Genomic DNA, 24,166 nt, shown 5'->3' on the forward strand with positions numbered 1-24,166 from the left:
TATAGATAACTTAGTTCAGTTTCCATTATATCAGCCCCCACATGCCACAAAGAAATTTAATTATATCTTTAGACAATGTGTTTTTAACATCGGTTTTTGGGAAACCTTCAGCTTGAAACAGACGACAATCATCATTTCTTAAAATTTTATATGCAACTCTTTAATTTCTATTGAGGAGAGTTAATTCTCTTTTCCAAAGAGTAATTTTCCAAAATCATTGTCTAAAATCTCAATTTCAACATCGCTAACATTATCATCAGTTTCAACTGGTTCATCAACTAAACTTAGGATAAACTCCTCAAACGTGTTGGCAATCAGTAAAAAGTCTTTCTCAGGATGACTTGATTCATGATCCCAAAACAATATCTTTTCATCATCGATATCCATACATATTTCATTCCCACCTGCAGAGCTTGCAATCGGGATAATATTTCTAGGAAAGCGATCAGAATATGTATCGATCGCTTTCTGAAGACTGTTATGATGGTTCGCTAAACCATAAAAACCCTCTAACAATTGTGTATCATCGTCCTTACCCATCCAAGGATCTTTCTCTATAGGTTTATAGCAAACGTCATACTCAATCTCATCTGATGTTTTTTTACTTTCTAAATAACATCCTCCGTATTCCTTCAAAAAGTCCTTATAATTAGAAGGTAATTGATTACCTATATTCATTTCAATCTCTTTGAGTTGTTCATTTGTATTTTAATGCTGGGATCTATTTTTGCATCAATTGAAAACTCTTTCAACTTTTGTTTGATATTATTGAAGCTCATATTAATCCCCTCCGCATTGCACATCTTTAGCAATGAACAATTGCAATACTTTTGTTTAGTTGTCTAAACTAACTTTCAATGCATCAGCTAGCATGGCGTTAAAATCATTAAATTTGTTCATCAGCGTTCCAGAGGGTTTATCAAGCTCTAAGTATTCATTCTCAATTACATCTAAACAATACCAAGCTGTATCTGAGTCACCAAAAAACAGATATTTTTTCTGCTCATCATTTTCATGCCACTGTTCATTTGTTTCAATAAAACCATAGACTTCTTCATCATTTTCTTCTCCCATTAATTCTTGATCCAATCCATAGATTACCAAGCCATTAAAATCTAATCCATTCACAGTTTGAAGGAATTTTTTATATCCTGAAGGAATCTCATTTACAGGGAACTTTCCTAATACTGCTTCTTCAAAATTTCTTATTTCTTGGTCTGTAACAGGAGAATTTAATTCATCTCCATACTTTGATTCAGTTTTTCGAATTTCCTCTAATATATTTACCCACATAAAACTGCCCCCTTATTTCTCACTTCGATATATCTCACCATTAGGAATAGGCCAATTTATCTTCTTAGTTTCTCCTGGTGTCAAACCTTTTGTTAAAGAGTTTTGCTCATTAGTTATTGCTTTATGATAAGGGTCATTTTTAATCAAAATCAAGTTATCCATGTCGTTAGTGCTACCGTCATCTAGAGGAAGCTTATGGTGAACTTGATATCCTTTTGGATTCAACCCATCCTTCATTCGGGCAATATCCTTATCTGTTAAGCCAGCCTTCTTAAGTTTCTTAACTTTACTGGGATCATTTGATAGACCTTTTAAGAATTGTTTTTTTATAGAACTGTTGAACTTTCTTCTAAGTTTTGCTGTTTCTTCTGGACTTCTCTTTGTGTAGCTAATTTCCTTAACTTTAACACCTTTTAAAAGAACCTGTTCACCTTTTAGTGTTCCTACAAAATCATCGCTACCAGCCGATTTATATAGCACACTGTTCTTCTGGTCTATCGCTTCTTTCAATATTGATGTGTTTTTCACATTATGAGTATTCTCTATATCCTGACGGATACCTGCATACGCCAATCGATTATTATTTAATGAAATAGAATTAATGAAGGTTTTTCCTTTATCAATTCCAGTCTTTACGCTATTAGTAACTGCTTTTTCTCCAGCCCCTAAGACTTTATCAACCTTGGCTGCTCCAGTTGTAGCTAACTTACTTGACCCTTTAAGGATAGAGCCCCCACCTTTTAATCCAACAAGGCTTCCAACAGCATAAGTAATAAAGTGTGCTCTTGAATAGGCATCACCATTGACCATCTTATCATTCCATGAATCAGATAAATCTTTCCATATAATTTTAGCATAAGCCGGTGTTTCAATTATGGCACCAGTCATTTTTAAAAGCTTTTGCTCTTCTGAAAGCTGTGAAAATTCCCAGGTACCAACTGCTAAGTCTTTAGCACCAACTACAGTATCCTTAACGACATCATATGCAGCTACACTTACTCCTTTAATAATATCCCAGGTGATTTCTCCTGCTCCTTCTAGCTGTTTGGCTTGTTCAATTTGCACTGCAAGCTGTACCTGAGCTGGCTCAAGATTCTCGTAGCCTACTTTCTTAGCAATCTCTAAATACTCATCTGGGTCAGACACACCATCATTAAGTTTCTTTTTCAATTGCTTAATTTCACGTTCTTTTGCTTCTTCTTTTTTCACGCTTAAATAAGCTTCTGAATGCTTCTCAATATCGCCTTTTTTCTTATGTATGTCACTTTCTCTGTACGCTTTAGCGTTATAGTGAATCGGAGTGGCGTTTTTTCCTTTGCCTGTTGATTCCTGCAGCTTTTTAAAGTCTTGCTGAATAAATTGTTCGTTTGGTTCTGTTTCAGCGTATTCTGTTTTTAAATCCTCATCAAGCTTGTTTAGCTTATCGATTGTTTTTTCACGTTTGTCATCTGCAGAAGAAAGTTTGTCTTTGAAGTCTTCTGTTGAGAATATTTCAAGGGAAGAATATCATTGATGTCGTTTAATATGTCTTTCATTGCTTTTTTCTGTTCAGACATAATGGATTTTGATTTTGTGTATGCATTGACAAGTTCATGTTCTAAAAAAGATTCTTCTATGTAAGCATCAGACATCTTGACATCTTCAAGTTTTGCAGAAATGCTGCTTAAGAAAGCAATTTTCATGTCAATTAAATCAATCCATTGGTCTGTTACGCTGACATGATCATGATAAAACGCTTTGATGTTGTCTGCACCCTTACCGGAAAACTCGGTGTCATCTAGGTCAGCTACGTCCTTAAACGCTTTTCTTAGCTTAACCATTTGCGACCTTAGTCCCTTATACTCTTTGGTTCTTTTATCCGCTTCAGAGAGTAATGAATCAGCCTCAAATACCTTCATATCATTCTCCTTCCTATCCCTACTCTATGTAAATTTTACCACAATCATCTATTTGAATAACAGAAAAAGACAGCCAAAATGACTGTCTTATACATCACACTATCTTGCTTTCTGCGGTATAGTAGCGCCAATCCCAAAAAGGTTCCCCATTAGCCAATATATACCGGTCTAAAAATATTTCAAAGTTTAAATTTAATGGATTATATTCTAAATCACTTTCAAATATATAGAGATAGTTAGGATCACCTTGATTAATTTTATCTTTATCGATCATTAAATGGCATTCTTCCAATAAGTAGCCAATTGGGACACCATTGATACCTTCAAATAAATCCTCATATTTTAGTTACCTTACCGTCCTCATTACTTTCGGGTTTATCAGCCGCTTTTTCTCTTGAATTATTATCAGAAGAAACGGATTCAGAAGCTGAAGTTACTACTGGTTGTTCAGTTTTTTCCTTGGCTTGTTGTCCCTCCACGTTATCTGCAGGAAGGAACCTCAACCGGACTGCTAATCATAGGAAAAAAGGTTCGTATGCCCCTTCCGCGATTCGCCGTATATACCTGCATATCAAAGCGTTCCCCGTTGATAATGAAATCGATGGTCTCCTCCCTCTCTCTTAGCGTACGCTTAAGGAAGTAAGCTGCGGTCCCAACAGCCATCAGCCCCTCCACACTCAACCCCACAAAAAAACCGCCCTTGGGTCCTTTCACCAAAGGATGCTTGGAACCATTCGGTTGAAGCTTATGATACTTGTACTTTATCGTGATGACCTCCGCCAACCTGCTGTTCTCTGCTCTCCCGACCTCCACATGGTCGAGAAATTCGATGACGTCCTCCATTCGTGTCACCTCATAGGGTCCGTCATTGATGTGATAGTGGTACCAGAAATGATGTCCTCCAAGGCCCCCACGAGAGTTCTCTTCACCGATAAACACATGCTCGAACCCAGACGTGGTGCTCTCTTCATCCAGCTCGAACCAGATGCGCTGAAGCAACTCTTTCCACTCTTTATCCATTATAGTCGAATCAATGAATCGTTCTTCCACAGCAAACCTGCGTACTTCCTCGATCGGCTCCGTGCTAATGACAAAGTCCAGCAAGCGGCTTACTTCTCCTTTCTCGTCGCCGCTGTGGTCTTCGCCCGCATTTCTTTGCCATTCATAGTTGTCATGAAGGTCCTTAAATTTGTTGTAGGATTCCATCTTCCGATTCGGTATATGCACCTGCTCCAATACATTTACTTGACGAATATCATCGGGGTCTCTGTCCTTATTCAGGCTGCAGCCCTCCGGGTACGGATCCATATTCACCACCACATAACCCTCATTCGAGTCCTTCTGGTGGTCACTCATTCCTTTGATAAGCGGCTTGACCCCATTCCCTCTCATATCAGCCTCCCAAATTTGCTGAAAAATCATCTTGTTCCTCCTGAGTAACCGCTGAGGCCAATGGCTGTCTTCCTTCCTTCATGGCTCTAACCGCAGCAACCGCTGCTTGCGCATCGACCCTTCCATGCCCGTAACGAGGATCCCAGCCTTGCTGCCTCGGCGGATTATGGCGTGCCGTTCGCTCCAATATCGTTCGGATCTGATCTATGTCGAGGCTTATTCCTTGAGCTCTTGCCTCCGACAATATAAGGGCAACAACTCCTGTCACGGTCGGGGCGGCCATGCTCGTACCCGACATACCGATGACTCCGTTTCCAGTACGCGAAGACGCAGCGAGAACGTCTCTTCCTGGTACGCTATTCTCTCCTCCTGGCGCGCTAATCTCAGGCTTGTGACGTCCGTCCCTTGTAGGACCTGCACTGGAAAAAGACGAGATTGGTGTATTCGGTGTTTTCGCATCATAGGATCCGACCACGATGCTCTTATGACCGCAGCAGATGGAACCGATCGTATAGTTATTTTCACGGTTCGTGGCAAAGCTGGATTGAATCCCTCTAGTATGTTTGTCCCGTTCGATCCACGCATGGAATTTGCCGTTATTCACGCTGGAGCCGTGAATACGAATCGTCCAGGTACCAGTTGAAACGATTCCCCGGTCTAAATCACAGAAAATCATCGCAACGTTATCCCCATTCAGAGCACTCTTTTCCTGAGATGCGAATATTCGTTCGTCATAGTAGTGCTCGCCAAGTCCTACCCGACAGACTGTTGTTCCTTGTGGGTCGATGACCTCCACCTGAAATGCATCGGAGCCCTCATACCAAACCTCTACCTCGTTCAAGGTAAAATCGGTTGTCGGAATATTCCAGTGGAGATCGATATGCCCATTGCGCGGAACCACCCCTGAGGTATGAATGTTGTCTAAATAGGAGTTGCTTGCCGCTATGACGACAGCCCTTTCCGGTTTCTCTGTCACAAAGCCATCGAGCGCTTGCTCTACCAGCGTAGTACCGTCATGAGGACCACCGTTCGTCCCGAGGCTAATATTCACTACACACGGGCGTTTCCCCGCTTGGTCGAAAATAAACTTTACCGCTTCAATCAAATTTTTGGAATCTCCAAAAGTCCCCAGGTTGCCTCTAGGAATATCCCAATAAGCAGGCTCGACAAAGATGATATCGGCCTTAGTCGCTACTCCGGGTGCCTTATTGTTGCGGCCGTTGCCGGCTGCAATATCCGTCACGTGAGTTCCATGCTCCTCCTGACCGACGGAGTATTTCAGCTCCTCGAAGGGATCACGATCACGATTCCCAAGCGCTTTATTAATCTGCTGGCTGTTGTATACCCGGAAGCTGGTTGTTCGATCGGCCATCACTTCTTGAATTCCGAGGGCGAGTAAGCGGGTCGACCCGTCCGTATGCCGAAAGCTGGAATACGTAAAGTCACAGCCATGATCGACGATACCGACAATCACTCCTTCGCCTCCGTTGCCGATCTGCCCCTGAGCCGGGGATAGGTTGATCTCTCGAGCCGTATCCTTAAGCAACGGCTTCACTGGCTGTGTCCCCTGAAGCTGTACCACTACCGGAGATTGATTGACAGCGGGCAGTGTATTGGCAGCAATATGAGCGGTGACGATTTGGCCGGAGCGATCTGGTGCCGTGGTAATCTTGGTAACGTCCTGAACTCCGGGAATTCCTTGGAATGCTTGGAGATCTGTTACCTTGGCGATAACAGGAATCAAGCTTTCTTCCTGAACCGCTGTATGCAGTCCTTCCGCCTCGAGACGCTCGTTTTTCAACACCACTCGTTGCAATCTGGGATCGAGATTCGATAAATAGTTTTGTTTTGACATCAATATTCTCCTCCATTAACTTCCGTTTATTTCCATCCTCTAGGAAGCACATAATCAGTTTCAGCCAACAGTCCCGACAGGATGCATGTAAATAATTGTATTCTCCATCAAGGTCAGCCCTCATTTTCCCAGTAATTTATTTATATTTATGTAAAGATACTAAGCAAGGATCACATCAAAGGAGGTCAGAACAGACGTGGAAACCACCACACAGCAAGAGCAGGAAAGCATAGCGCATACTAGGGAGCCGCTGATCGCCATGCTCGAAACTAATTTGGGACGAATCCGATCCGAGGAACGAGCGTATTATGATGCTGCACGGGATCAAGAGGACATCAAGAAGTATTATGCAGGAATAAATCCCCATGAAACGGACGGCAAAGCCTTATTCCGGCAACTCTCCGAGTTGCTGAAGAACACACACAGCAAACAGGTACGCTATTCCAGTAGCGATGATTATTTGAAAACGTGGGTCGATTTGCATGCAGACGGCTCCTTGCGAAGCATTTATTCCGGAAAAGAGGCGGAACCCAGAGTTGTTATCGAGGAGAGTCTTACGCAGTTGACAGCGGATGCAACTACAATTACGGGGCATATTGCAGACATCGAGCACGTGGTTCCGCAGTCTTGGTTTCATGAGAAAGAGCCCATGAGAGGAGATATGCATCACTTATTTTACTGTGAAAGAGCATGCAATAGCCGAAGAGGAAACAAGGTGTATAAGGATTTCGCCGATTACAACCCGGAGGAATTCCGTACGGAATGGGTTCGCAATGAATGTGGAAAGGGCGAAGGCGGAAGCAGCGAGCAGAATGGTGTCTTCGAACCGGAATATGGTAAGGGTTTCGTAGCCCGGGCAATGCTATACTTCTTCCTGCGTTATCCCGATGCCATCGAAGCGGATATTCGCAGCAAGATTGATATAAACGTGTTGCTTCAATGGCACAAAAAGGACCCTCCCGGACATTCGTACGAAAAGCATCGCAACCAAGCGATTTTCGACATCCAGGGAAACCGCAACCCTTTGATTGATCTTCCCGAGCTGGCGGAGACCATTGATTTTGGAGTATTTCACCAATGACACTAAAGGAAAGGTTGTGATCGTGTATGTCAGTAGAGAATTGGATCGAGGGTACAGTCAATCTACTACCGTTCCAAGCAGAAGAGGTTACCCGGACGATCAAGGAAATCCCCAAAGGTGTTCAGATGATCCAAGCCCCTCAGTTTTGGGAAAATGGCAGCTATGGACGCGGTGTGACGATTGCCGTTCTCGATACCGGCTGTGATGCCAGACACCCCGATTTGCAAGGCAGAATTGTCGGTGGGAGAAATTTCACCGACGATGACAACGGAGCTGCTGACAAATATAAAGACTATAACGGTCATGGAACCCATGTAGCGGGAACCATTGCAGCTTCCAAAAATGATAACGGGGTTGTCGGAGTCGCTCCGGAAGCAAGCCTGCTGATTCTTAAGGTGCTGAATCGCCTTGGGTCTGGTCAACCGAAATGGATCGTTCAAGCCATAGATCATGCAATTCAGCAGAACGTCCATATCATTACTATGTCGTTATCTACCTCCAAGGATTATCCGGAGATTCACAAGGCAATTCAGCGGGCTGTGGGACAGGGCATCATCGTCGTCTGTGCAGCTGGCAACGGCGGCCGTCCCGAATTCCGCTACCCGGCAGGGTATAATGAAGCTACCTCCGTCGGTGCGGTTGATTTTACTGGCAAAGCGGCCGATTTCCTATCGAGCAACAACGAAGTGGATCTGACAGCTCCGGGGGTGGACATTCTGTCAGCATACCCGCTCGATTTGGTTTCGGATCCGAGCAATCCGTACAAGGTGTTGTCCGGCACCTCGATGGCTACACCTCATGTAGCAGGGGCTTTGGCACTGTTGCTGAATTATTGCCAAGCCTCCGGTCAATTCAACCGACAGCTGACAGAGGATGAGCTGTATGCACAGCTGGTCAAGCACACTGTTCCCTTAGGTACGGATAAATCAGTAGAAGGAAACGGACTGCTGTTCCTTACAGCCCCTAAGCTGCTTGCGGAGTATTGGAAGCAACATCCGCCAGATTTAACCCCCTACATGTAATCGAACGCTAGAATTCTTACCATTTGCATTATGGTTAGAAAAAATATATCAGGGCGTATTCCGTATGGGAGCTTACAGAAGTACTTGAGCATATGAACATGGCTCTGATTAAACCACTGGGAGCCGACGGTGGAGAGACTTGATCAGGTATATGATCTGTCGGCAGAATCGATCATTAAGTACGATCCATTGTAACAAACCGTCTTTTTTGGTTCGAATTTTATAATTTCAGTAGCCGGCGAACGTAATTAAGGTTAATAAAAGAAGCCAGAGAGTATGTGAGGGAACTCTCTGGCTTATAGTGACTGATATGCCAACTATGATACATATACAGGATACTTTAAATTTAAGATGTATTCAAGATAAGATATATTTTATTGTTTAATGACCAGATTGAGTTACGCCTGATATATTCTGCTGCTAGAACCAACATTTCTAAAGAGTAAGGAAGCAATCAAAGCTAAAACAAAATAAACAACTACAAACCCACCCCAGAAGACAAGCGCTTCATCGAATGGAAATCCAAATAGTCTAAAAATAATCCTGTGAACAATACCGGTAATAATAATCAGGATGCTTGTAGAAATTGCAAAAATAATATGTTTCATCAAGAACAACTCCTTACGAAAGATTTATTACTCTATCAGAGCAGTTAGCTATTTCTGGATCATGCGTTACACATATGATTGTTTTCCCCATTTCTTTCAACTGATGGAAAAGAGAAAGAATAATGTTCTTGTTGTACTCATCAAGGTTTCCGGTCGGTTCATCGGCCAGAATGATATCGCATGGTTTTAGAATAATCCTGGCTATTGCTACACGCTGTTGCTCACCACCGCTCAACTGGTATACCTTTTTCTTTAAAAAGCTTTTATCTAAGCCTACCATCTCCAGAGCTTCAGATAGCTTGTTTTTGTCAAAGTCTTTTGCGTATGCTGTGGAGAGCAATAAATTTGTTAATACAGTTTCATTATCCATGAGCACATAGTTTTGAAAGATATATCCTAAATTATCTCTCCTTAACTTCATCACCTCTTTAGATTTAGGATTTTCATAGCCTAAAATCACAACTTTACCTTCATCTGGATAATCTAAGAGGCTGATTATATTTAGAAGAGTGGTTTTGCCAGAACCGCTCTTGCCAACAATAGAAACGAATTCATTTTCCTCTATGTGAATAGAAAAGTTAGAAAGAACTGATTTTCCATCAAAACTTTTGGATATTCTTTTAAGTTCGATCATAATCTGTCTCCTTTTAAAATCTTATTCATGTTTTTCCTGTTCAAATAAAGGCTGAGGAAATACAGAATAATCATCTCAGTACCAATGAACAATACAATCAAGCCTATTAATTCATAGATTTTATAATAAATACTAAAGCAGATTCCTATCAGACAGTTAGACACAGTCGACAATATGATTAAGCTTTTATTTCTAGCCCAGTATGAATATCCAAATATCTCTTTAAGGTACAGTCGATACGCATTTGCACTGTAGTATGACCATATATAAGAGATAAGGAAGGCTACTGACAATATGAGTGTTATAGTTAATCCAATTAGATTCTGGATGAACTGATTTTGAATTCGTGCTATTTGGTCGCTTAATTCTTGATAGACTGATATCGCAGAACCAATCAGCTCTTTTGTATCTGTTTTATCTAAATAAGGGATGATGTGGTCATATGCCATACCTTTTGAGGCATCAGAAAAGAATAAACTTGAGGTTGCATATGCACCTATAACTGATGAATCAACATTATCAGTGAATACAATTGCAATTGGATCAACAATATTGTTTTTATTGTTGCCGAGCATACTATTATAAGTGAAGTATTCTTGATTATTTTGAGTATATATTATTTTGATTTTCAACCGCTCTTTTTTCAGCGTATTTAATGGTTGCTGAATTTCTTTGTTATACATATTGTCTACTTCAACCTTATCGAAGAAAAATTGATCTTTGTAAGCTTTGAGGATTTTTTCTTTATACTTAGCGTATTTTTTTGGAACAAGTAAATTCAATGTGTTTTGATCGAGAGTTAATTGTTTTTCAGTAATCGTTTTTCCGTTAATTCCTTTAATGGTGTTTACTTTTAAATAATTAGGACTGATCGTTACGCTTCTTCCGGATGGTGAATAAATTTCATTTTCTTTGGTTGTATTCAATGTATAGAAATAAACTGGAGTTTTTCCATTCATTTTCAGTATTCCATAGTTTTGAGCATCCATTATAAACGCATCTTTATGTCTTTCTAATTCATGATAAAGCTTTCGTATCTTCTCGTTTTTTTCTCTATCAATTTTTAAATCACTGTAGTTCAAACCTGTATTAGCAAAACCGGTTTTATAAACTGTTTGTGTCTTATTCCAGTAAGATTGATTGTCTAGCCGTTGTTTTAAATCGAACAAATTAGAGAGGGATGAAGCAAAAATATTAAAAAGTAGGATTGTCACAATTAACTTAAAACCCAATGACAGCCATTGAAACTTTTTAAATGGTATGCCGCCTATTATCGTGGCGCTTATATTGCTGTTGTTATATAAAATCAAAGTAACAATAATTGTGTATATCATCATTGAGAATGTCACAATCAGTGCATTTCGCATGTGCATTTTAACGTACACTGATAACCAGTCGTTAAGGTTGAATATAAAAGCCAGAATTACAATGAGAAGGGCGCCGCAAATTATGATCATAACAAGTGGTTTTAAAAACATTTTTGGGAAAGTTAACAGCGATTTGGTTTTTGAATATCCCCATAGCTTCTGTAAGAGAAGTTGCTTGCGATTCTTAATTACGAAATAAAGGATGCCAATAAATAAAATTAGCATGGAAAGCAAAGCTAACAAGAGTAATGCGGTGCTGAACACAGCAGAGTCATTTAAACTGATGTTTTCTTCTATACTGACATCGCCATAGTCTGAGAATAGCTTTTTAGCTTGTTCAATTACATCTTCATCCTCGGATGAAATATAAAATCTATTTCCTAACCCTACGTTGTTTATTTGGTTTAAATTGAAGTATCTGATTTTCCATGTTGATAAAGGGAAATCAATAGTACCAATCAAATTTTTATTTGATTCATTTGCTGTTTTATTGAAATTAGATATAAACCTATCTCCTATTTTGATTGAAGGTTCATTCTTAAGGTTTGAAGCGTAGATATTTAAGGTCTTCTCGTCTAAAAAATTGTATTGAGTAATATTCACGTTCTCTTTTTTTGAAAATCCAGCTATTTCCTTAATGAAATCATCACTTTTAAAGTGTGCTTTGTTGTAATTAATAATTAACGTTTGTTTATTAGAGAATAAAGTATAAAAAACTTGCTTATTCAGAGTATAGTGATAGCTGGATATGTTCATTGAGAGTAAAAATAGAATGAACAATATATAAATCGTTTTCTTCATTGGATAGCCTCCATAAAAAGAAATCCGGTGCCTTATATTCAAGTTTTGACGGCACCGGATGATAGATTATTAATCTCTTTGCTATTGTCTGTTTTATTTCGTATCCCAAAAAGCCCTATTTCCCCAAAGAGTTGAATACACTGAAGCGTAGGTATACCCTTCATCTTTTTTCTTCCATTTAGATGAAAAGAACCTTTCTCCACCAGCCTTCGCACTTGATTTGTGAGTCTTTTTAGTATGATTGTAATTGGATTTAACTTGCCCATCTTCGAAACCGTGATACCAAGTACCGCCACCCGCTTTGGTTTTGGTCAATTTCATGATTTGTATTAAATCCCTTGTTTCATCCAAGTTCACTTCTCCGTGTGTAGCCCATCTGAAGAACTAGCAAAAATGACAGAAGATGATACTAGTAAAGTAGCTCCCAACGCCATTGAAGAAAAAACTTTCTTTTTCAATATAACCTCTCCTTTTTGTTTTCACAAGAAACCAGATCACAGTTACCCCTTGTATTCACCATTAAGTACGTTTTCGTTTGTTTAAAGGCATTTCTGCCTATTCTTAAAATGGTGTTTGAGGTCACAGTTAAGTCACATTCCGTGTTATTGTTGACAAACTCATTATTGTCGAACAATCATCATCATACAGTAATATTTGAATTACTCACGATTAATTTAGACAAAATAAGACAAGCTTTTATAACTATTTCACTCACAATTAAAAAGTTACCCTTGCATTCCTTCAGCCGCCATGCTATATTCATATAGCGATGAGCTGAATTGTGTAAGCCGATGTACATGCCCTTTGCGGCACACACGAATGTGGCGTGTGGTGCATCGCCTCAATACGCAAAGACGTTTGCCTTAGGCAAACGTCTTTTTTATGTTATCCGATTTTTGTGCCGTTTGGGACGGATTGTCCCGGCTGCAGCAGGACGACATCGCCCTGGCTGGGAATGCCGCCGAGCACCAAAACTTCCGATTTAAATCCCGCGATCCGGCGAGGCGGAAAGTTGACGACTGCAATGATTTGCTTGTTGATGAGATCTTCCGGCTGATAACGCTTCGTGATTTGCGCGCTCGATTGTTTCATGCCGATTTCTGCTCCAAAATCAATCAAAAGCTTAATGGCCGGGACTCTTGCTTCAGGAAATTCCTCCGCTTTTACAATAGTGCCTGTCCTGATATCCAATTTCTCAAAGTCTTCAATGACTGCCATATCAATAACTCCTTTTTCTCCTATTATAAAAGAGGGGTATGAGGTTTGTTTAACCAAAGGACCATCATTTTTTATCCGAATATAAGGTATTTCGATATAGCCGGGGCGGCATGCCTGTACTTTTCGTGAACCATCTTGTAAATGAAGATAGATTTTGAAAGCCCAGCGCCTCGCTCACGTTAGTAAGGGTTTCCTTTTTCTCTATCAGCATTCGTTTCGCTTCCTCGAGACGAAGATTGGCAATATAGCTCTGCGGAGACTCCCCGGTCTGCTTCTTGAACCAGCTTGAATAGTAAGCTGGATGGTAATGCTCGATTTCAGCAAGCTTTTTAATCGTTAGCCGCTCAGATAAATGGCTGTGAATGTATGCAATTGAGGCGCAGGTATGGGATTGCAGCTTTTCTTTTAAGTATTGAACGAGCATATGCAGCGAGCTCGTTGTGCCGGCCTTTGCTTCCTCCGTCAGCAAGTACCTGATCGAAGACCAGAAAGGATCGAGCGCAGCTTCAAGGCCCGATCTTGCATGATACTCATCTATTTTCATTGCATGAAGCGGAACATCCAGTACAAGACATTCATTTCTGCCGATTGAACGGAAACGGTGCTCGCACTCCGGCGGAATATATAAAAACCGATCCGGCTTTAATTTCACCTGGCGTCCCTCCGTCTCAAGATCAATACTCCCTTCAAGCGGAAAAAGAAATTGGCTGTACGCGTGCTTATGTGAATGATAAAGGCGTGTATATGTCCGTTTTTCGCAAATAATCTCTTGAAGCGAGTCCATCAGCAAGCCCCTTCCTTTGGTCATTTTTTGATCCGGTAATGGTGTTCCGATATAGGTGAAAATCCGATTTTTTCATATAAAGAAACTGCCACAAGGTTTTCTTTCAGCACTTGCAGATACATGTGCTTCGCTCCGTTGCTGATTGCCCATTCAGTCAACACCCTGATTACTTGAGTTCCCGCCCCTTTTCCTCTATGCTCCTTGGCTACAACGATGTTACTGAGTCCCCCGTAGCCTTCAATGACAGAAGCCGTTCCCACCGCTGTCAGGCTCCCTTGGTCATACATCGTGAAAAAGGTTTTACACGGCGGCATTCGTTCGAAAATGTATGCATAACCTCGATGCCGCTCAGGTGAAAATTCTTCCAATTGAATAAAGTTATCAATCCAAACAGAAGACGGTACCTGTTCCCACTTGTATGTAAATCGGCGATTGTCTTCTGTACGGTTCATAATGTCCCGGCACAATGCAGTCATTTGAAAACATTCATCTGCCTTTTCATATCCGCTGTCTGCCAATGCGCCATCAAGCCCTTTCGGAGATGCATTACTGATATGAAAACAAACAGGCAAGCCTAAGCTTTTATAAAAATGCTCGGCCTCTTGCTGGAATTCTCCTTCAGGCATATCCGCAGAAGTCCATACGCTGTTCGCCCTTTTGGTTACGCCAAAGTTGGCTCTGAGAAGCCATTGTCCCATGCTTTTCTGAATATAAGACGGCCATGAAGCTGCCGCTAACTGCTCAATTTTGTGAATGTCAACCATAGCATAATGTCTCTCTCCTATGTATACTACCATAACATTATACAATATTCAGAAATATAAGACATCTATTTATTAGTTTACATAACATTTTTATTGTTAATCGACAATCCTGACAAAAACGTTCGAATTGAAAATGACAGACTTTCTAAAATATCCTCTTCACGTTCAAATGCTTCTTTTGCGATTAAAGCAGTAAAGCCATGAAGCAAACTTCTGAGCCCCCTTGTCGCGTGAATGGCAGTCTTTTCGCATGCATATCTATTTTCAATGAGCAGATTCGTTACAAGCTGGACAATTTGGTCTGACACGATTTCCGCCCTGTTGTCCTGAACCTTAAGCAAAGCCGCCTCATAATATCCGGGATTTTCAACTGCAAAATCAACATATGCATGAGCTAAAGAAAGCAGAGCGGCATCTCCCTTTTGTTCGGTTACAGAGGCTGCCATTTGATCAAAAAGCTTTGTCAGCCCGGTGACAGCAAGCTCTGTTCTGATTGCTTGCAGCCCGTTGACATGATTATACAGCGATGGAGGGCGAACATTCATTTTTTTAGACAGTGCGGCAAGCGTGACACTATTCAAGCCTTCCTGATCGGCAATCTCCGCTGCCGCGTCTACAATCATTTTTTGGTTCAATCCTATTCTGGGTGACATGCTATCATCCTTTCTTTGCTTTTTGTATCGCCTGTCGCATCCGCTCTGAGGGTGATCTCAGAAAATTCCCATGTCCGACAGCGAGACAGGAAGGCGCCTTGTCGGCGAGCAATTGTGCGCTTTTGATGGCCTCCTCCTTATTCCATGTGGCGAAGGCAGGAAAAGGAAACGTCCATTTTACCTGGCCTGATACAGCGATTCCTCCGCGTAATTGAAATGCATCTCCTGCTATTATAATGCCGTTTCTTGTATCAAGAAATGACATGCTGCCCGGTGTATGACCCGGTGTTGGAATTGCAAGCAGAGAACCAATTGTTTCACCGCCCGTCAGCAGATGGTGAGGCTTTGTTTGCACGTGTTTCGGAATACCCCCTTTTATAGGTGTCTGCGGCTCATCATGACGCAAGGATGTATCACCTTGCAGCAGAAAAGAATCCCGTTCTGAGATCATCACCTTTGCATGAGGAAACGCTTGTGTCAATATATCCAGTGATCCGACATGATCCCCATGTGCATGGGTCAATAAAATATGCTGAAGCGGTTTTCCCAGCTGATTTACAGCTTGAATAATTCCTTTATAGCTGCCTGGAATTGCAGCATCAACAAGGGTGACTTCGTTTTCTTCCTCTACTAAATAGCAATTGACCGGAAACAAAACTGGAAAAAAAGTCAGCTGCCAAACCGTTTGATTCTGGGTAACTCTCATCTTTTTATTCCCCCTAACAAAAAACTAATGGTATTAGTTTCATTATAACTAACACCTTTAGTTTTTCAAGAGTTTATCAATTTTTTATGGCGACATATATATTAACTTGCGCCCGTTGAGGTACTGCTGCACTTTGATCATACATCTCAAAGTCGCCTGTAAATGTCCGCAGATGACGCTTATCCCAAGTCCAAATTTCCTTCCACGTTTCATACACAATCTCTTCAATAGGGCCGATTCTGGAAGTGAAAACGGCATAAGCGGAAGCCGGCAAATCAATGTTTTCATACGGTTCCGGAAGAGTCCCGCTGTCCTCCTGAAACGCTCCGACTGAAAATGTGTAAAACCCATTCGTCTCCTGTTCGTAATTGGAATATAAGGCGATAATGCTTTGATCTTTTTCAGCCTGTGAGAAAAGAATGCTCATATCCTGCTGCCAGAATTGGTCCCATAGGGCCGGGATCCGCCTTTCTTCTGTCATTTCCAACGCGTTGCTTGTCCGCTGTGATAGTCCGGCAAACCGTTTCTGTTTTAAGTGTGTTATATGTGAAAAACTCATATGTTCCCTCCTTTTTACCTAGATTATAAAAAAAGAAACCTGACAGCAGTGTGTCAGGTTTCATATACTTTTTGCATCTGATGAATGGTATCTTTTACTTTATCCCGTATATGAAGGGGTTCCAAAACCTCAATATCCTTCCCGAACTGCAGCAAAAAACCGATCAGCCATTGATCTTCTGGAAGAGAAATCACTGCCCGGCAGTTCTCATCTTCATCACAATGAAGAACTTCAGATCCGAACCATTCACGTATTCGCTGACGTGCTGGCTGCTGAACAAGAATAACCAGTTCAGTTAAACGGTCCTTTTCGTACCAATTCCTATCCCACGGCAAGGTATCCAGCTGAATGTCTTTTCTGATAAAGGAATTTTGTAAAATGGCCATATCTTTCATCCGGTTAAGTTTAAAAAAGCGAAAATCGTTTCTAACCAGACAATAGGCGTATAAATACCAGTGTCCCGCCTTGCAAACCAATGTGTAGGGTTCTGTTTCACGAAGAAGTGTTTCCCCGCTTGCGTTCGTATATGTAAATGATATCGTTGACAATTGATCGATGGCGGCACTGATTTTCTCACGAAGTGCCTTTTGATCCTCAGTATGGCCCCAAGCCGTCATATCAATAAACCATTTTTCTGTTTGATGCTTAAATGCTTCAGCAGATTGCTCCGGTATGAGGTGCTTAATTTTTTGATAAGCTGTGCTGTGAGAAGCAGGTTCACACATGGAAGAGACACTCTGCAAAGCGGACGCAATCGCAAACAGCTCCTCCTCTTTCAGCCACTCTCTCTCAAGCCGATACGTTTCCATAATGCCAATTCCGCCCCCGGCGCCCTGTGAGGTCACAATCGGAATACCAGCTCTATTGATCGTATCAATATCACGGTAAATTGTTCTGACGGATACTTCAAACAGCTCAGCAAGTTCAGCAGCCTGCACTTGTTTTTTGCTGATTAATAACACAACAATCGCTAACAAACGTTCCAGTTTCATTCTGTGCACCTTTTCTTCTTTTCATTTCCAACAAATTCAATCATAACATTTTTATAAAGCTTGGGCATATCTATTATGCGGCCCAAAGACACCTCGCATATGTTATGAATACAGGGGTTTCCCCTTCTTTTTTATGTTCAGTATTTGATTTCAACTACTATTTCGAACCGGATAAGCATACACTTCTCAACGGAGGGGATTTCACATCATGCATCTTACACTTCAGAGCGTTTATCCTGCCATGATTATTATCTTTTTTCTGTATAAAAAAATTAAAAGGTCCATCGGATATCAGCCGCTGAAACCTCACTGGCTGTTCACCCGTATGATTCTTTTCTCGCTGTTTGCTTTTGGTCTTTCGGTCTTCAGCATCACTCACCCTTTTTTATATAGATCTCTCATTTTGGGCATTCTTGGCGGATGGCTCCTTGTCTTTTTCGCTAAGAAAAACATCTCCTTTGAAAAACGCAGAGGAAAAATCTATTTTCGGACTCATATTTGGGTAGAAATGATTCTCTTAACTTTATTTTTATCAAGATTTCTGTATCGAGTGACAGAGCTTTATCTTACCTCGCCTGATCTCAACAGCCTTGGATCTTACAGTCAGTCAATCGGAACTGATCCTCTGACAATTGGCGTCTTTTTTCTGATAGCCGTTTATTATATCGGGTTTTCTTCTTTTGTCATCAAACTCAGCAGAAACGAACTCGATCAGAACGGACACGATAAAGAAAAAGACATCCTTGCCCGCTAGCAGCGATTAAGCAAGGATGTCTTTTTTAATCGTGTTGTGTATGATGGATCATTTGCTGAAGAACATCTAAAACGTGTTCATCCTCCGGAGAGTAATAAATAGATGTTCCTTCTCTGCGCGATTTTACAAGCCGGAGATTTTTTAAGAATCTAAGCTGGTGGGAAACTGTGGATTGCAGTAAATTCAGCTTTTCTGCAATTCCGTTTACAGCATGTTCACCCTGGGATAATAAATGGAGAATTCTGATTCTGGTAGGATCTGAAAGCGCTTTGAATGTTTGCGCGACGAGAAACAGCGTCTCCTCGTCCAGATCAGCAGCCGTCCGTTCCGTTTCTCTAAATTCAGTCATATGTATCACCTTTCTTTATTCATAGTTTTATCTTATAACAAATGTGCTTGAGTGCAAACCAACTTGCTCGTGTTCCAATTCAATCTCATAGTTTAAATTTATGTTTCAAATCAGGTTTTTACTTGGTCTGATATACCGTTCTGTGTCATAATAAAAAGGTCATACTGCTCCAAACATTGAGGGTGAAACACAGTGAAGAAAAAGAGAAAAGGCTGTTTCGCTGCTGCGGGTTTTATGATGATTTTTGTCTTTGTCATCGCCTCTTTTTTATTGGTCTTGCTTTTTTTCAACCGGGATTTAATCAAAAAACTTCCGATCGATACAAAAACGATTGTTTTGGAACGTTTAACCGATTATAAACCGCTGGTGGAAGACGAGCTTGAAAACCAAGGACTCTCTAATTATACATCACTCATACTTGGCATGATGTATCAGGAGTCAAAAGGAAAAGGCAATGATCCCATGCAGTCCTCTGAATCTCTGGGGTTAAAACGCAATGAGATAACAGACCCTCAACTCAGTGTTAAACAAGGCATCAAGCAATTTACCCTCATGTACAAGTCCGGTAAGGAAAAAGGTGTAGATTTGGATACAATAATTCAAAGCTACAACATGGGGGCAGGTTATATTGATTTTGTAGCTGAACATGGAGGAACGCATACTGAGGAATTGGCAAAACAATACTCCGAGCAGCAAGTCAAAAAAAATCCCGAGCTGTATACTTGCGGGGGAAATGCAAATAATTTCCGCTATCCGTATTGCTACGGTGATTACACGTATGCAGAAAAAGTAAAAGAAAAAACAAAAACTGTTGAAGAATCTTTGCAGGTTGCAACACTTGAAACCATGGAATCAAAGGCTCATGAATAGGAGTCTATCAATTTACTGACAGAAGCCCAAAAACTGATTTGGGCTTTTGTCATGTTTACAAGCTCAAAAAAAAAGCCATACTCAGTATGGCTTTTAATAATACGGTGATATCATCAGATATACAATAACGCCTGTAAGACTTACATACAGCCATAGAGGCATTGTCCATCTGGCAATTTTTTTATGGCGCTCCACCTGCATGCTGAAGCCTCTGATCAGCGTAAACAGTGCAAGCGGCACAATGATTGCAGAAAGGCAGATATGTGTAATTAAAATAAAGAAGTAAATCGAGCGCATAATACCTTCTCCGCCATAAAGCGTATTCTCCGCAATCGAATGGTAAGTAACATAGCAAATCAAAAATAGTAATGTTGTTGTGAAAGCGGCTAAAATAAAGCGTTTATGAGCTTTGATATTTTTCTGTTTAATCATAATCAGCGCGGCCAATAAGAAGATAAACGTAAAGCTGTTGAATATCGCATTCAGCATTGGCAAAATGTGAATATTCGCATGGCTGAACTGATCTAATTTAGGCATAAAAAACAGCACTGCGATTAAACCGTTAATCAGAACTGTCAGCGTAAGGACAATCCCCGTATAATTTTTCGGTTTATTTTCTGTTTGATTCATTTGATGACCTCTCCTAATTTGTACTGGCTATCCAAATCGTATGCAAATTCAAAGAAGATGTCAACGTTTTCGATTGCTTCGTCAGAAATTAGACACACTTCAAAGGCCGGCGGCTTTTAGCCCCGGCCCTGTTAGATTTACGCCTCTTTGATCAAATGCTCAACGACCTTATGTTCATTTTCATTCAGCAGGTTCTTTTGGATTTTTGAATGAATCGGTTTATTCATATGCTGATCCAAGATATCGGCCGTTTCTTTATCACCGGCGATGACCATTCGTTCCCATCTTTTTGCGGCAGCTTTTTGATCAAGATTGGCAGCCAGACGCTTATACAGTCTCGTTTGATTCTCCGTTACATGTTCCCTCATTTGGTTCTCTTCAAATGGTGCCGCTTTGTTTACAGAGGAATGGCAATTCTCCCAAGACTCATTGATGATATCATACTCGTAATGCTCCACCGCCTCAATTTTACCTAAAACGGTTTCAATAATTTTTACTTCATGCTGCTGAGTTAAAATAAACGCCGTACTTGGGTACGTTTGGCGCAGATCCTTCAGCTGATCCAGAACAGCTGTTTCTTCCCAGTAAAATCTTGTGTCTACAGGGATTTGAAGTTTAATTGGTTCCCATATGCCGCTGTCAGAAACAAAAAATACGAGACTGCGGGGCATGTCTTTTCCCATTTCATTGAGGTATTGGTCAATTTTCGTTCTGATTCCACCCAGACACTTCTCTTCCTCTGGATCACTTGCTGCCAAATACTCTTTCAATCTGCCGAATCCCGACTTTAAGGCAATTTTCCATTCTCCCCCCTGCTGATCTGGATCCCTCATGTCTGTATTGAGATATAGGGAGAGAATTTTATCCGGCGGTTCCAATCGGACATACTGTAATTTCTTAATCAATGAATCAATCGCCATTCCAATTCCTCCTTTTTCACAGGTTAGTTTTCTTTTTCCTCTCTTAAAAACGGTCAAACCTTATTTTGCGCTAAATTCTAGTAATAATGGATTTGTTGTTTACAATGCCCTTCTCATCTAATACAATTGATAACTGTGTTTCTAAGCTGATTTTGAAAGGAGTTTGATCTTGTTTACTGCTGAAGAAAAAAATCGTCAAGAACTTGAAGAAGAACTAAATGATTTAGAATTTCAAATTTACCGCATGCAGGAGAATATGAAGGATCTATCTAAAGATGCCAAAGTGCTTGGTATTGATCAATCGAAACATGATGAGTGGATGATTGTTTCCTCGATTGATGATGGCCAAACATGCAAAATTATGCTTACCGATTGTAAAACGGCTTATAGAGGAAAAGGCTGTTTTTCACTTGTAGCGTCTTACAAGGACGATGTCATTCATATCGGCGACATAAAAGGCCCTCCGAATCACGGGTTTGGTTCCATTTGCATGAAATATTTAAAAGATATCGCCAGAGACCACAATATTCCGAAAGTCACCGGCGACATTGCCAAGCGGGACTGGAATCATGTAGACCGGCTGATTCATTTTTATGAAAAACATCAATTCAAAGTATGCGTTGATCATGATACACAATCAGGCAGCATTAAGTGGGTTGATTTGTAAAAAAGTCTGGAAGAATGAGCCAAGTTGTGCTGTAATGGTGTAAAACCATTGATGGAGGGTTCTATGTACGCCTCAAAACTAAAAAAGGGAGACGAAATCCGAATCGTGTCTCCCGCGACCAGCATGTCTATATTATCAAATGAAGCAAAAATTCAAGCAAAAACGGCGTTAGAACGCTTAGGTTATCGGGTGACTATCGCCGAACATGCAAATGAATGTAACGAATTTGATTCCTCTTCTATCGAATCAAGAGTTCATGATCTGCATGAAGCCTTTTTTGATCCAAACGTCAAAGCGATTTTAACGACACTCGGCGGCTTCAATTCAAATCAGCTGCTTCGTTATCTTAATTACGAGAAAATCAAACAGCATCCAAAAATTCTGTGCGGCTATTCCGATATAACGGCTCTTTGCAACGCCATTTATCAAAAAACGGGCCTTGTTACTTATTCAGGTCCCCACTTTTCAACATTTGCAATGAAAAAAGGGCTCGATTATACAAAAGAGTATTTTCTTTCTTGCTGCGCTTCGGACGATCCGTTTGAGATTCACCCTTCAAGCGAGTGGAGCGATGACCGCTGGTTTTTGGATCAAGAAAACAGACGATTTTATCCAAATAACGGCCCTGTTGTGATCCAAGAGGGTTATGCGGAAGGCACTTTGATTGGCGGAAACCTTTGCACACTTAATTTGCTGCAGGGAACAGAGTATTTTCCTAAAACAGAACATACCATTTTATTGATTGAAGATGATTATATGTCAGACATCCACATGTTTGACCGCGATCTGCAATCACTCATCCATCTTCCCTCCTTCTCAAATGTTAAGGCAATTATGATCGGCAGATTTCAGAAAGCATCAAACGTATCAATAGATCTTGTGAAAGCCATGATTGGAACAAAAAAAGAATTATCCGGCCTCCCAATCATCGCAAATATAAATGCAGGACACACCTCACCAATTGCCACGTTTCCTATAGGAGGAACATGCAGGATTGAAGCTGTTTCGGGTACATCACGAATATGGATCGATAAACATTAATCAGCTTGTAAATTTCTTTTTTACAAGCTTTTTCAGCGTAAACATTTATGCAGCCGCACGAGGATATGACAAATGTCATATATCATGCATGATGTGTGCTACTACAAAGGACTTCTCTCATTCGCGTATACTGAACTGAGACACACAATGAGAGGATACTTACTATGACTGAACAAACCATTGCACATAAACAAAAACAGCTTACAAAGCAAGTCGCCGCTTTTGCTAAGCCCGAAACAAAAAACAGCCTGATTCAGCTTTTGAACACGTTTATTCCTTTCTTCGGATTGTGGTTTCTGGCTTATTTCAGCCTCAACGTCTCCTATCTCCTTACGTTAGCATTAACAGTAATTGCCGCAGGATTTTTGACAAGAATTTTTATCATCTTCCATGACTGCTGCCATCAATCATTTTTCAAACAAAAGCGCTATAACCATATTCTCGGTTTTCTGACAGGTGTTCTGACTTTATTCCCGTATCTTCAATGGCAGCACAGCCATTCGATTCATCACGCGACAAGCAGCAATCTGGATAAACGCGGAACGGGTGACATCTGGATGTTAACAGTAAACGAATATAAAGCTGCATCCAGACGAACAAAGCTTGCATACAGACTTTATAGAAATCCGTTTATCATGTTTATTCTCGGACCGATTTATGTTTTTCTAATCACCAACCGTTTTAACAAAAAAGGCGCAAGACGTAAGGAGCGTGTAAACACATACCTTACGAATCTGGCCATTGCGGCGTTGGCTGCTGCTTGCTGTCTGATCTTTGGCTGGCAATCGTTTTTGCTGGTGCAAGGCCCAATTTTTCTGATCTCAGGTTCAATCGGTGTGTGGCTGTTTTATGTTCAGCATACATTTGAAGATTCTTATTTTGAAGCAGATGAAAACTGGAGCTACGTTCAGGCTGCTGTGGAAGGCAGTTCGTTTTATAAACTTCCGAAACTGCTTCAATGGCTGACAGGCAATATCGGTTACCACCACGTTCATCATTTAAGTCCAAAAGTGCCTAATTATAAGCTTGAAGTTGCTCATGAACATCACGAACCATTAAAAAATGTACCGACAATCACCTTAAAAACAAGCCTGCAATCACTTGCATTCCGCCTTTGGGATGAAGATAAAAAACAATTTGTGTCATTTCGGGATATCAAACATATACCTTTCAGCCTTCCGCCTGATTCAACAGAAAAACAAAAGCTGCGGAAGAACGCCTGACAATGAAGGAGGTCTTCTCTTATACACAAGAAGGCTTCCTTTTTATTGTTCGAGGGTGCATTCTGGCTTTCGCAATGATAAAGTT

At 40.8% G+C, this 24,166-nt stretch carries 24 protein-coding genes and 4 pseudogenes; 7 read left to right on the forward strand and 21 right to left on the reverse strand.

From position 1 onward, the window contains the following. Positions 1–180 precede the first annotated feature (180 nt). The 7 genes and pseudogenes from M1M80_RS10610 to M1M80_RS10635 form a co-directional block, all read right to left on the reverse strand. Positions 181–779: pseudogene (locus tag M1M80_RS10610) on the reverse strand (SMI1/KNR4 family protein). Positions 780–834: 55 nt separating this feature from the next. Further along, a complete protein-coding gene (locus tag M1M80_RS10615; RefSeq protein ID WP_060398798.1) occupies positions 835–1,293 on the reverse strand; it encodes a YrhA family protein in 459 nt (152 codons plus the stop codon). Between the two features lie 12 nt (positions 1,294–1,305). Next, a pseudogene (locus M1M80_RS21700) lies at positions 1,306–2,109 on the reverse strand (HNH endonuclease signature motif containing protein); the annotation flags it as partial. 540 nt (positions 2,110–2,649) lie between these two features. Then, positions 2,650–3,191: pseudogene (locus M1M80_RS21705) on the reverse strand (T7SS effector LXG polymorphic toxin); the annotation flags it as partial. Positions 3,192–3,285: 94 nt separating this feature from the next. After that, positions 3,286–3,537: pseudogene (locus M1M80_RS10625) on the reverse strand (SMI1/KNR4 family protein); the annotation flags it as partial. Between the two features lie 134 nt (positions 3,538–3,671). After that, on the reverse strand, positions 3,672–4,613 hold the full coding sequence (locus M1M80_RS10630) for an EndoU domain-containing protein (protein WP_060398799.1): 942 nt from the start codon (positions 4,611–4,613) through the stop codon (positions 3,672–3,674). After that, positions 4,585–6,438 (reverse strand): S8 family serine peptidase, encoded by a 1,854-nt coding sequence (locus tag M1M80_RS10635; RefSeq protein WP_060398800.1) that lies wholly within the window; start codon positions 6,436–6,438, stop codon positions 4,585–4,587. The genes M1M80_RS10630 and M1M80_RS10635 overlap by 29 nt, the downstream gene beginning before the upstream one ends. Positions 6,439–6,634: 196 nt before the next feature. Between M1M80_RS10635 and M1M80_RS10640 the strand changes: the two genes are divergently transcribed. Further along, positions 6,635–7,519, forward strand: a complete 885-nt coding sequence (locus M1M80_RS10640; protein ID WP_060398801.1) for an endonuclease I family protein — start codon at positions 6,635–6,637, stop codon at positions 7,517–7,519. Between the two features lie 26 nt (positions 7,520–7,545). Continuing rightward, a complete protein-coding gene (locus M1M80_RS10645; RefSeq protein WP_080429024.1) occupies positions 7,546–8,541 on the forward strand; it encodes a S8 family peptidase in 996 nt (331 codons plus the stop codon). A 398-nt stretch (positions 8,542–8,939) separates the two neighbouring features. Here the strand turns inward: M1M80_RS10645 and M1M80_RS10650 are convergent, their stop codons facing one another. From M1M80_RS10650 to M1M80_RS10700, 11 genes are all read right to left on the reverse strand, one after another. Next, a complete protein-coding gene (locus M1M80_RS10650; protein ID WP_060398802.1) occupies positions 8,940–9,149 on the reverse strand; it encodes a bacteriocin-like WGxF protein in 210 nt (69 codons plus the stop codon). A gap of 13 nt (positions 9,150–9,162) precedes the next feature. Beyond that, a complete protein-coding gene (locus tag M1M80_RS10655; protein WP_060398803.1) occupies positions 9,163–9,783 on the reverse strand; it encodes an ATP-binding cassette domain-containing protein in 621 nt (206 codons plus the stop codon). Beyond that, positions 9,780–11,951: a DUF1430 domain-containing protein gene (locus M1M80_RS10660; RefSeq protein ID WP_060398804.1), complete on the reverse strand. Its 2,172-nt coding sequence runs from the start codon at positions 11,949–11,951 to the stop codon at positions 9,780–9,782. The genes M1M80_RS10655 and M1M80_RS10660 overlap by 4 nt, the downstream gene beginning before the upstream one ends. A 93-nt stretch (positions 11,952–12,044) precedes the next feature. Next, on the reverse strand, positions 12,045–12,302 hold the full coding sequence (locus M1M80_RS10665; protein WP_060398805.1) for a lactococcin 972 family bacteriocin: 258 nt from the start codon (positions 12,300–12,302) through the stop codon (positions 12,045–12,047). Positions 12,303–12,836: 534 nt separating this feature from the next. Next, positions 12,837–13,169, reverse strand: coding sequence for a chaperone CsaA (gene csaA / locus M1M80_RS10670; protein ID WP_060398806.1), 333 nt, complete (start codon positions 13,167–13,169; stop codon positions 12,837–12,839). A 64-nt stretch (positions 13,170–13,233) separates the two neighbouring features. Continuing rightward, on the reverse strand, positions 13,234–13,959 hold the full coding sequence (locus M1M80_RS10675; RefSeq protein ID WP_080429025.1) for an AraC family transcriptional regulator: 726 nt from the start codon (positions 13,957–13,959) through the stop codon (positions 13,234–13,236). Positions 13,960–13,973: 14 nt separating this feature from the next. Beyond that, entirely contained in the window at positions 13,974–14,717 is a 744-nt protein-coding gene (locus M1M80_RS10680; protein WP_060398808.1) for a GNAT family N-acetyltransferase, read from the reverse strand. 77 nt (positions 14,718–14,794) lie between these two features. Beyond that, a complete protein-coding gene (locus M1M80_RS10685; protein ID WP_060398809.1) occupies positions 14,795–15,370 on the reverse strand; it encodes a TetR/AcrR family transcriptional regulator in 576 nt (191 codons plus the stop codon). 4 nt (positions 15,371–15,374) lie between these two features. Next, complete coding sequence (locus M1M80_RS10690) at positions 15,375–16,076, reverse strand: MBL fold metallo-hydrolase (RefSeq protein ID WP_060398810.1); 702 nt, start codon at positions 16,074–16,076, stop codon at positions 15,375–15,377. 76 nt (positions 16,077–16,152) lie between these two features. Beyond that, entirely contained in the window at positions 16,153–16,635 is a 483-nt protein-coding gene (locus tag M1M80_RS10695; RefSeq protein ID WP_060398811.1) for a GyrI-like domain-containing protein, read from the reverse strand. A gap of 53 nt (positions 16,636–16,688) precedes the next feature. Beyond that, positions 16,689–17,627: a helix-turn-helix transcriptional regulator gene (locus tag M1M80_RS10700; RefSeq protein WP_060398812.1), complete on the reverse strand. Its 939-nt coding sequence runs from the start codon at positions 17,625–17,627 to the stop codon at positions 16,689–16,691. Positions 17,628–17,835: 208 nt separating this feature from the next. Between M1M80_RS10700 and csk22 the strand changes: the two genes are divergently transcribed. Continuing rightward, the gene (gene csk22 / locus M1M80_RS10705) at positions 17,836–18,381 is read left to right on the forward strand and encodes a mother cell-specific sporulation protein Csk22 (RefSeq protein ID WP_060398813.1); all 546 of its coding nucleotides are present in this window, start codon (positions 17,836–17,838) and stop codon (positions 18,379–18,381) included. Between the two features lie 25 nt (positions 18,382–18,406). On the opposite strand, the gene czrA is transcribed toward csk22, so the two are convergent. After that, a complete protein-coding gene (gene czrA / locus M1M80_RS10710) occupies positions 18,407–18,730 on the reverse strand; it encodes a Zn(II)-responsive metalloregulatory transcriptional repressor CzrA (protein WP_019258638.1) in 324 nt (107 codons plus the stop codon). 192 nt (positions 18,731–18,922) lie between these two features. Between czrA and M1M80_RS10715 the strand changes: the two genes are divergently transcribed. Next, positions 18,923–19,600: a lysozyme family protein gene (locus tag M1M80_RS10715; RefSeq protein ID WP_060398814.1), complete on the forward strand. Its 678-nt coding sequence runs from the start codon at positions 18,923–18,925 to the stop codon at positions 19,598–19,600. A 93-nt stretch (positions 19,601–19,693) separates the two neighbouring features. On the opposite strand, the gene M1M80_RS10720 is transcribed toward M1M80_RS10715, so the two are convergent. Together M1M80_RS10720 and M1M80_RS10725 are read right to left on the reverse strand one after the other, a co-directional pair. Next, positions 19,694–20,230 (reverse strand): DUF420 domain-containing protein, encoded by a 537-nt coding sequence (locus M1M80_RS10720; RefSeq protein WP_060398815.1) that lies wholly within the window; start codon positions 20,228–20,230, stop codon positions 19,694–19,696. Positions 20,231–20,367: 137 nt separating this feature from the next. Next, the gene (locus tag M1M80_RS10725) at positions 20,368–21,150 is read right to left on the reverse strand and encodes a VLRF1 family aeRF1-type release factor (protein ID WP_060398816.1); all 783 of its coding nucleotides are present in this window, start codon (positions 21,148–21,150) and stop codon (positions 20,368–20,370) included. Positions 21,151–21,319: 169 nt separating this feature from the next. On the opposite strand from M1M80_RS10725, the gene M1M80_RS10730 reads away from it, so the two are divergent. The 3 genes from M1M80_RS10730 (at position 21,320) to desA (ending at position 24,081) form a co-directional block, all read left to right on the forward strand. After that, positions 21,320–21,817 carry an N-acetyltransferase gene (locus M1M80_RS10730; protein WP_003241676.1) on the forward strand — a complete coding sequence of 166 codons (498 nt, stop codon included), beginning with the start codon at positions 21,320–21,322 and terminating at the stop codon, positions 21,815–21,817. 63 nt (positions 21,818–21,880) lie between these two features. Beyond that, positions 21,881–22,858, forward strand: a complete 978-nt coding sequence (locus tag M1M80_RS10735; RefSeq protein ID WP_060398817.1) for a S66 family peptidase — start codon at positions 21,881–21,883, stop codon at positions 22,856–22,858. A 164-nt stretch (positions 22,859–23,022) separates the two neighbouring features. Continuing rightward, positions 23,023–24,081: a Delta(5) desaturase DesA gene (desA, locus tag M1M80_RS10740; protein ID WP_003241672.1), complete on the forward strand. Its 1,059-nt coding sequence runs from the start codon at positions 23,023–23,025 to the stop codon at positions 24,079–24,081. The last annotated feature ends 85 nt before the right edge of the window (positions 24,082–24,166 follow it).

Origin of the sequence: Bacillus inaquosorum (genome assembly GCF_023238325.1) — a bacterium.
In the GTDB taxonomy this organism is placed as follows: domain Bacteria; phylum Bacillota; class Bacilli; order Bacillales; family Bacillaceae; genus Bacillus; species Bacillus inaquosorum.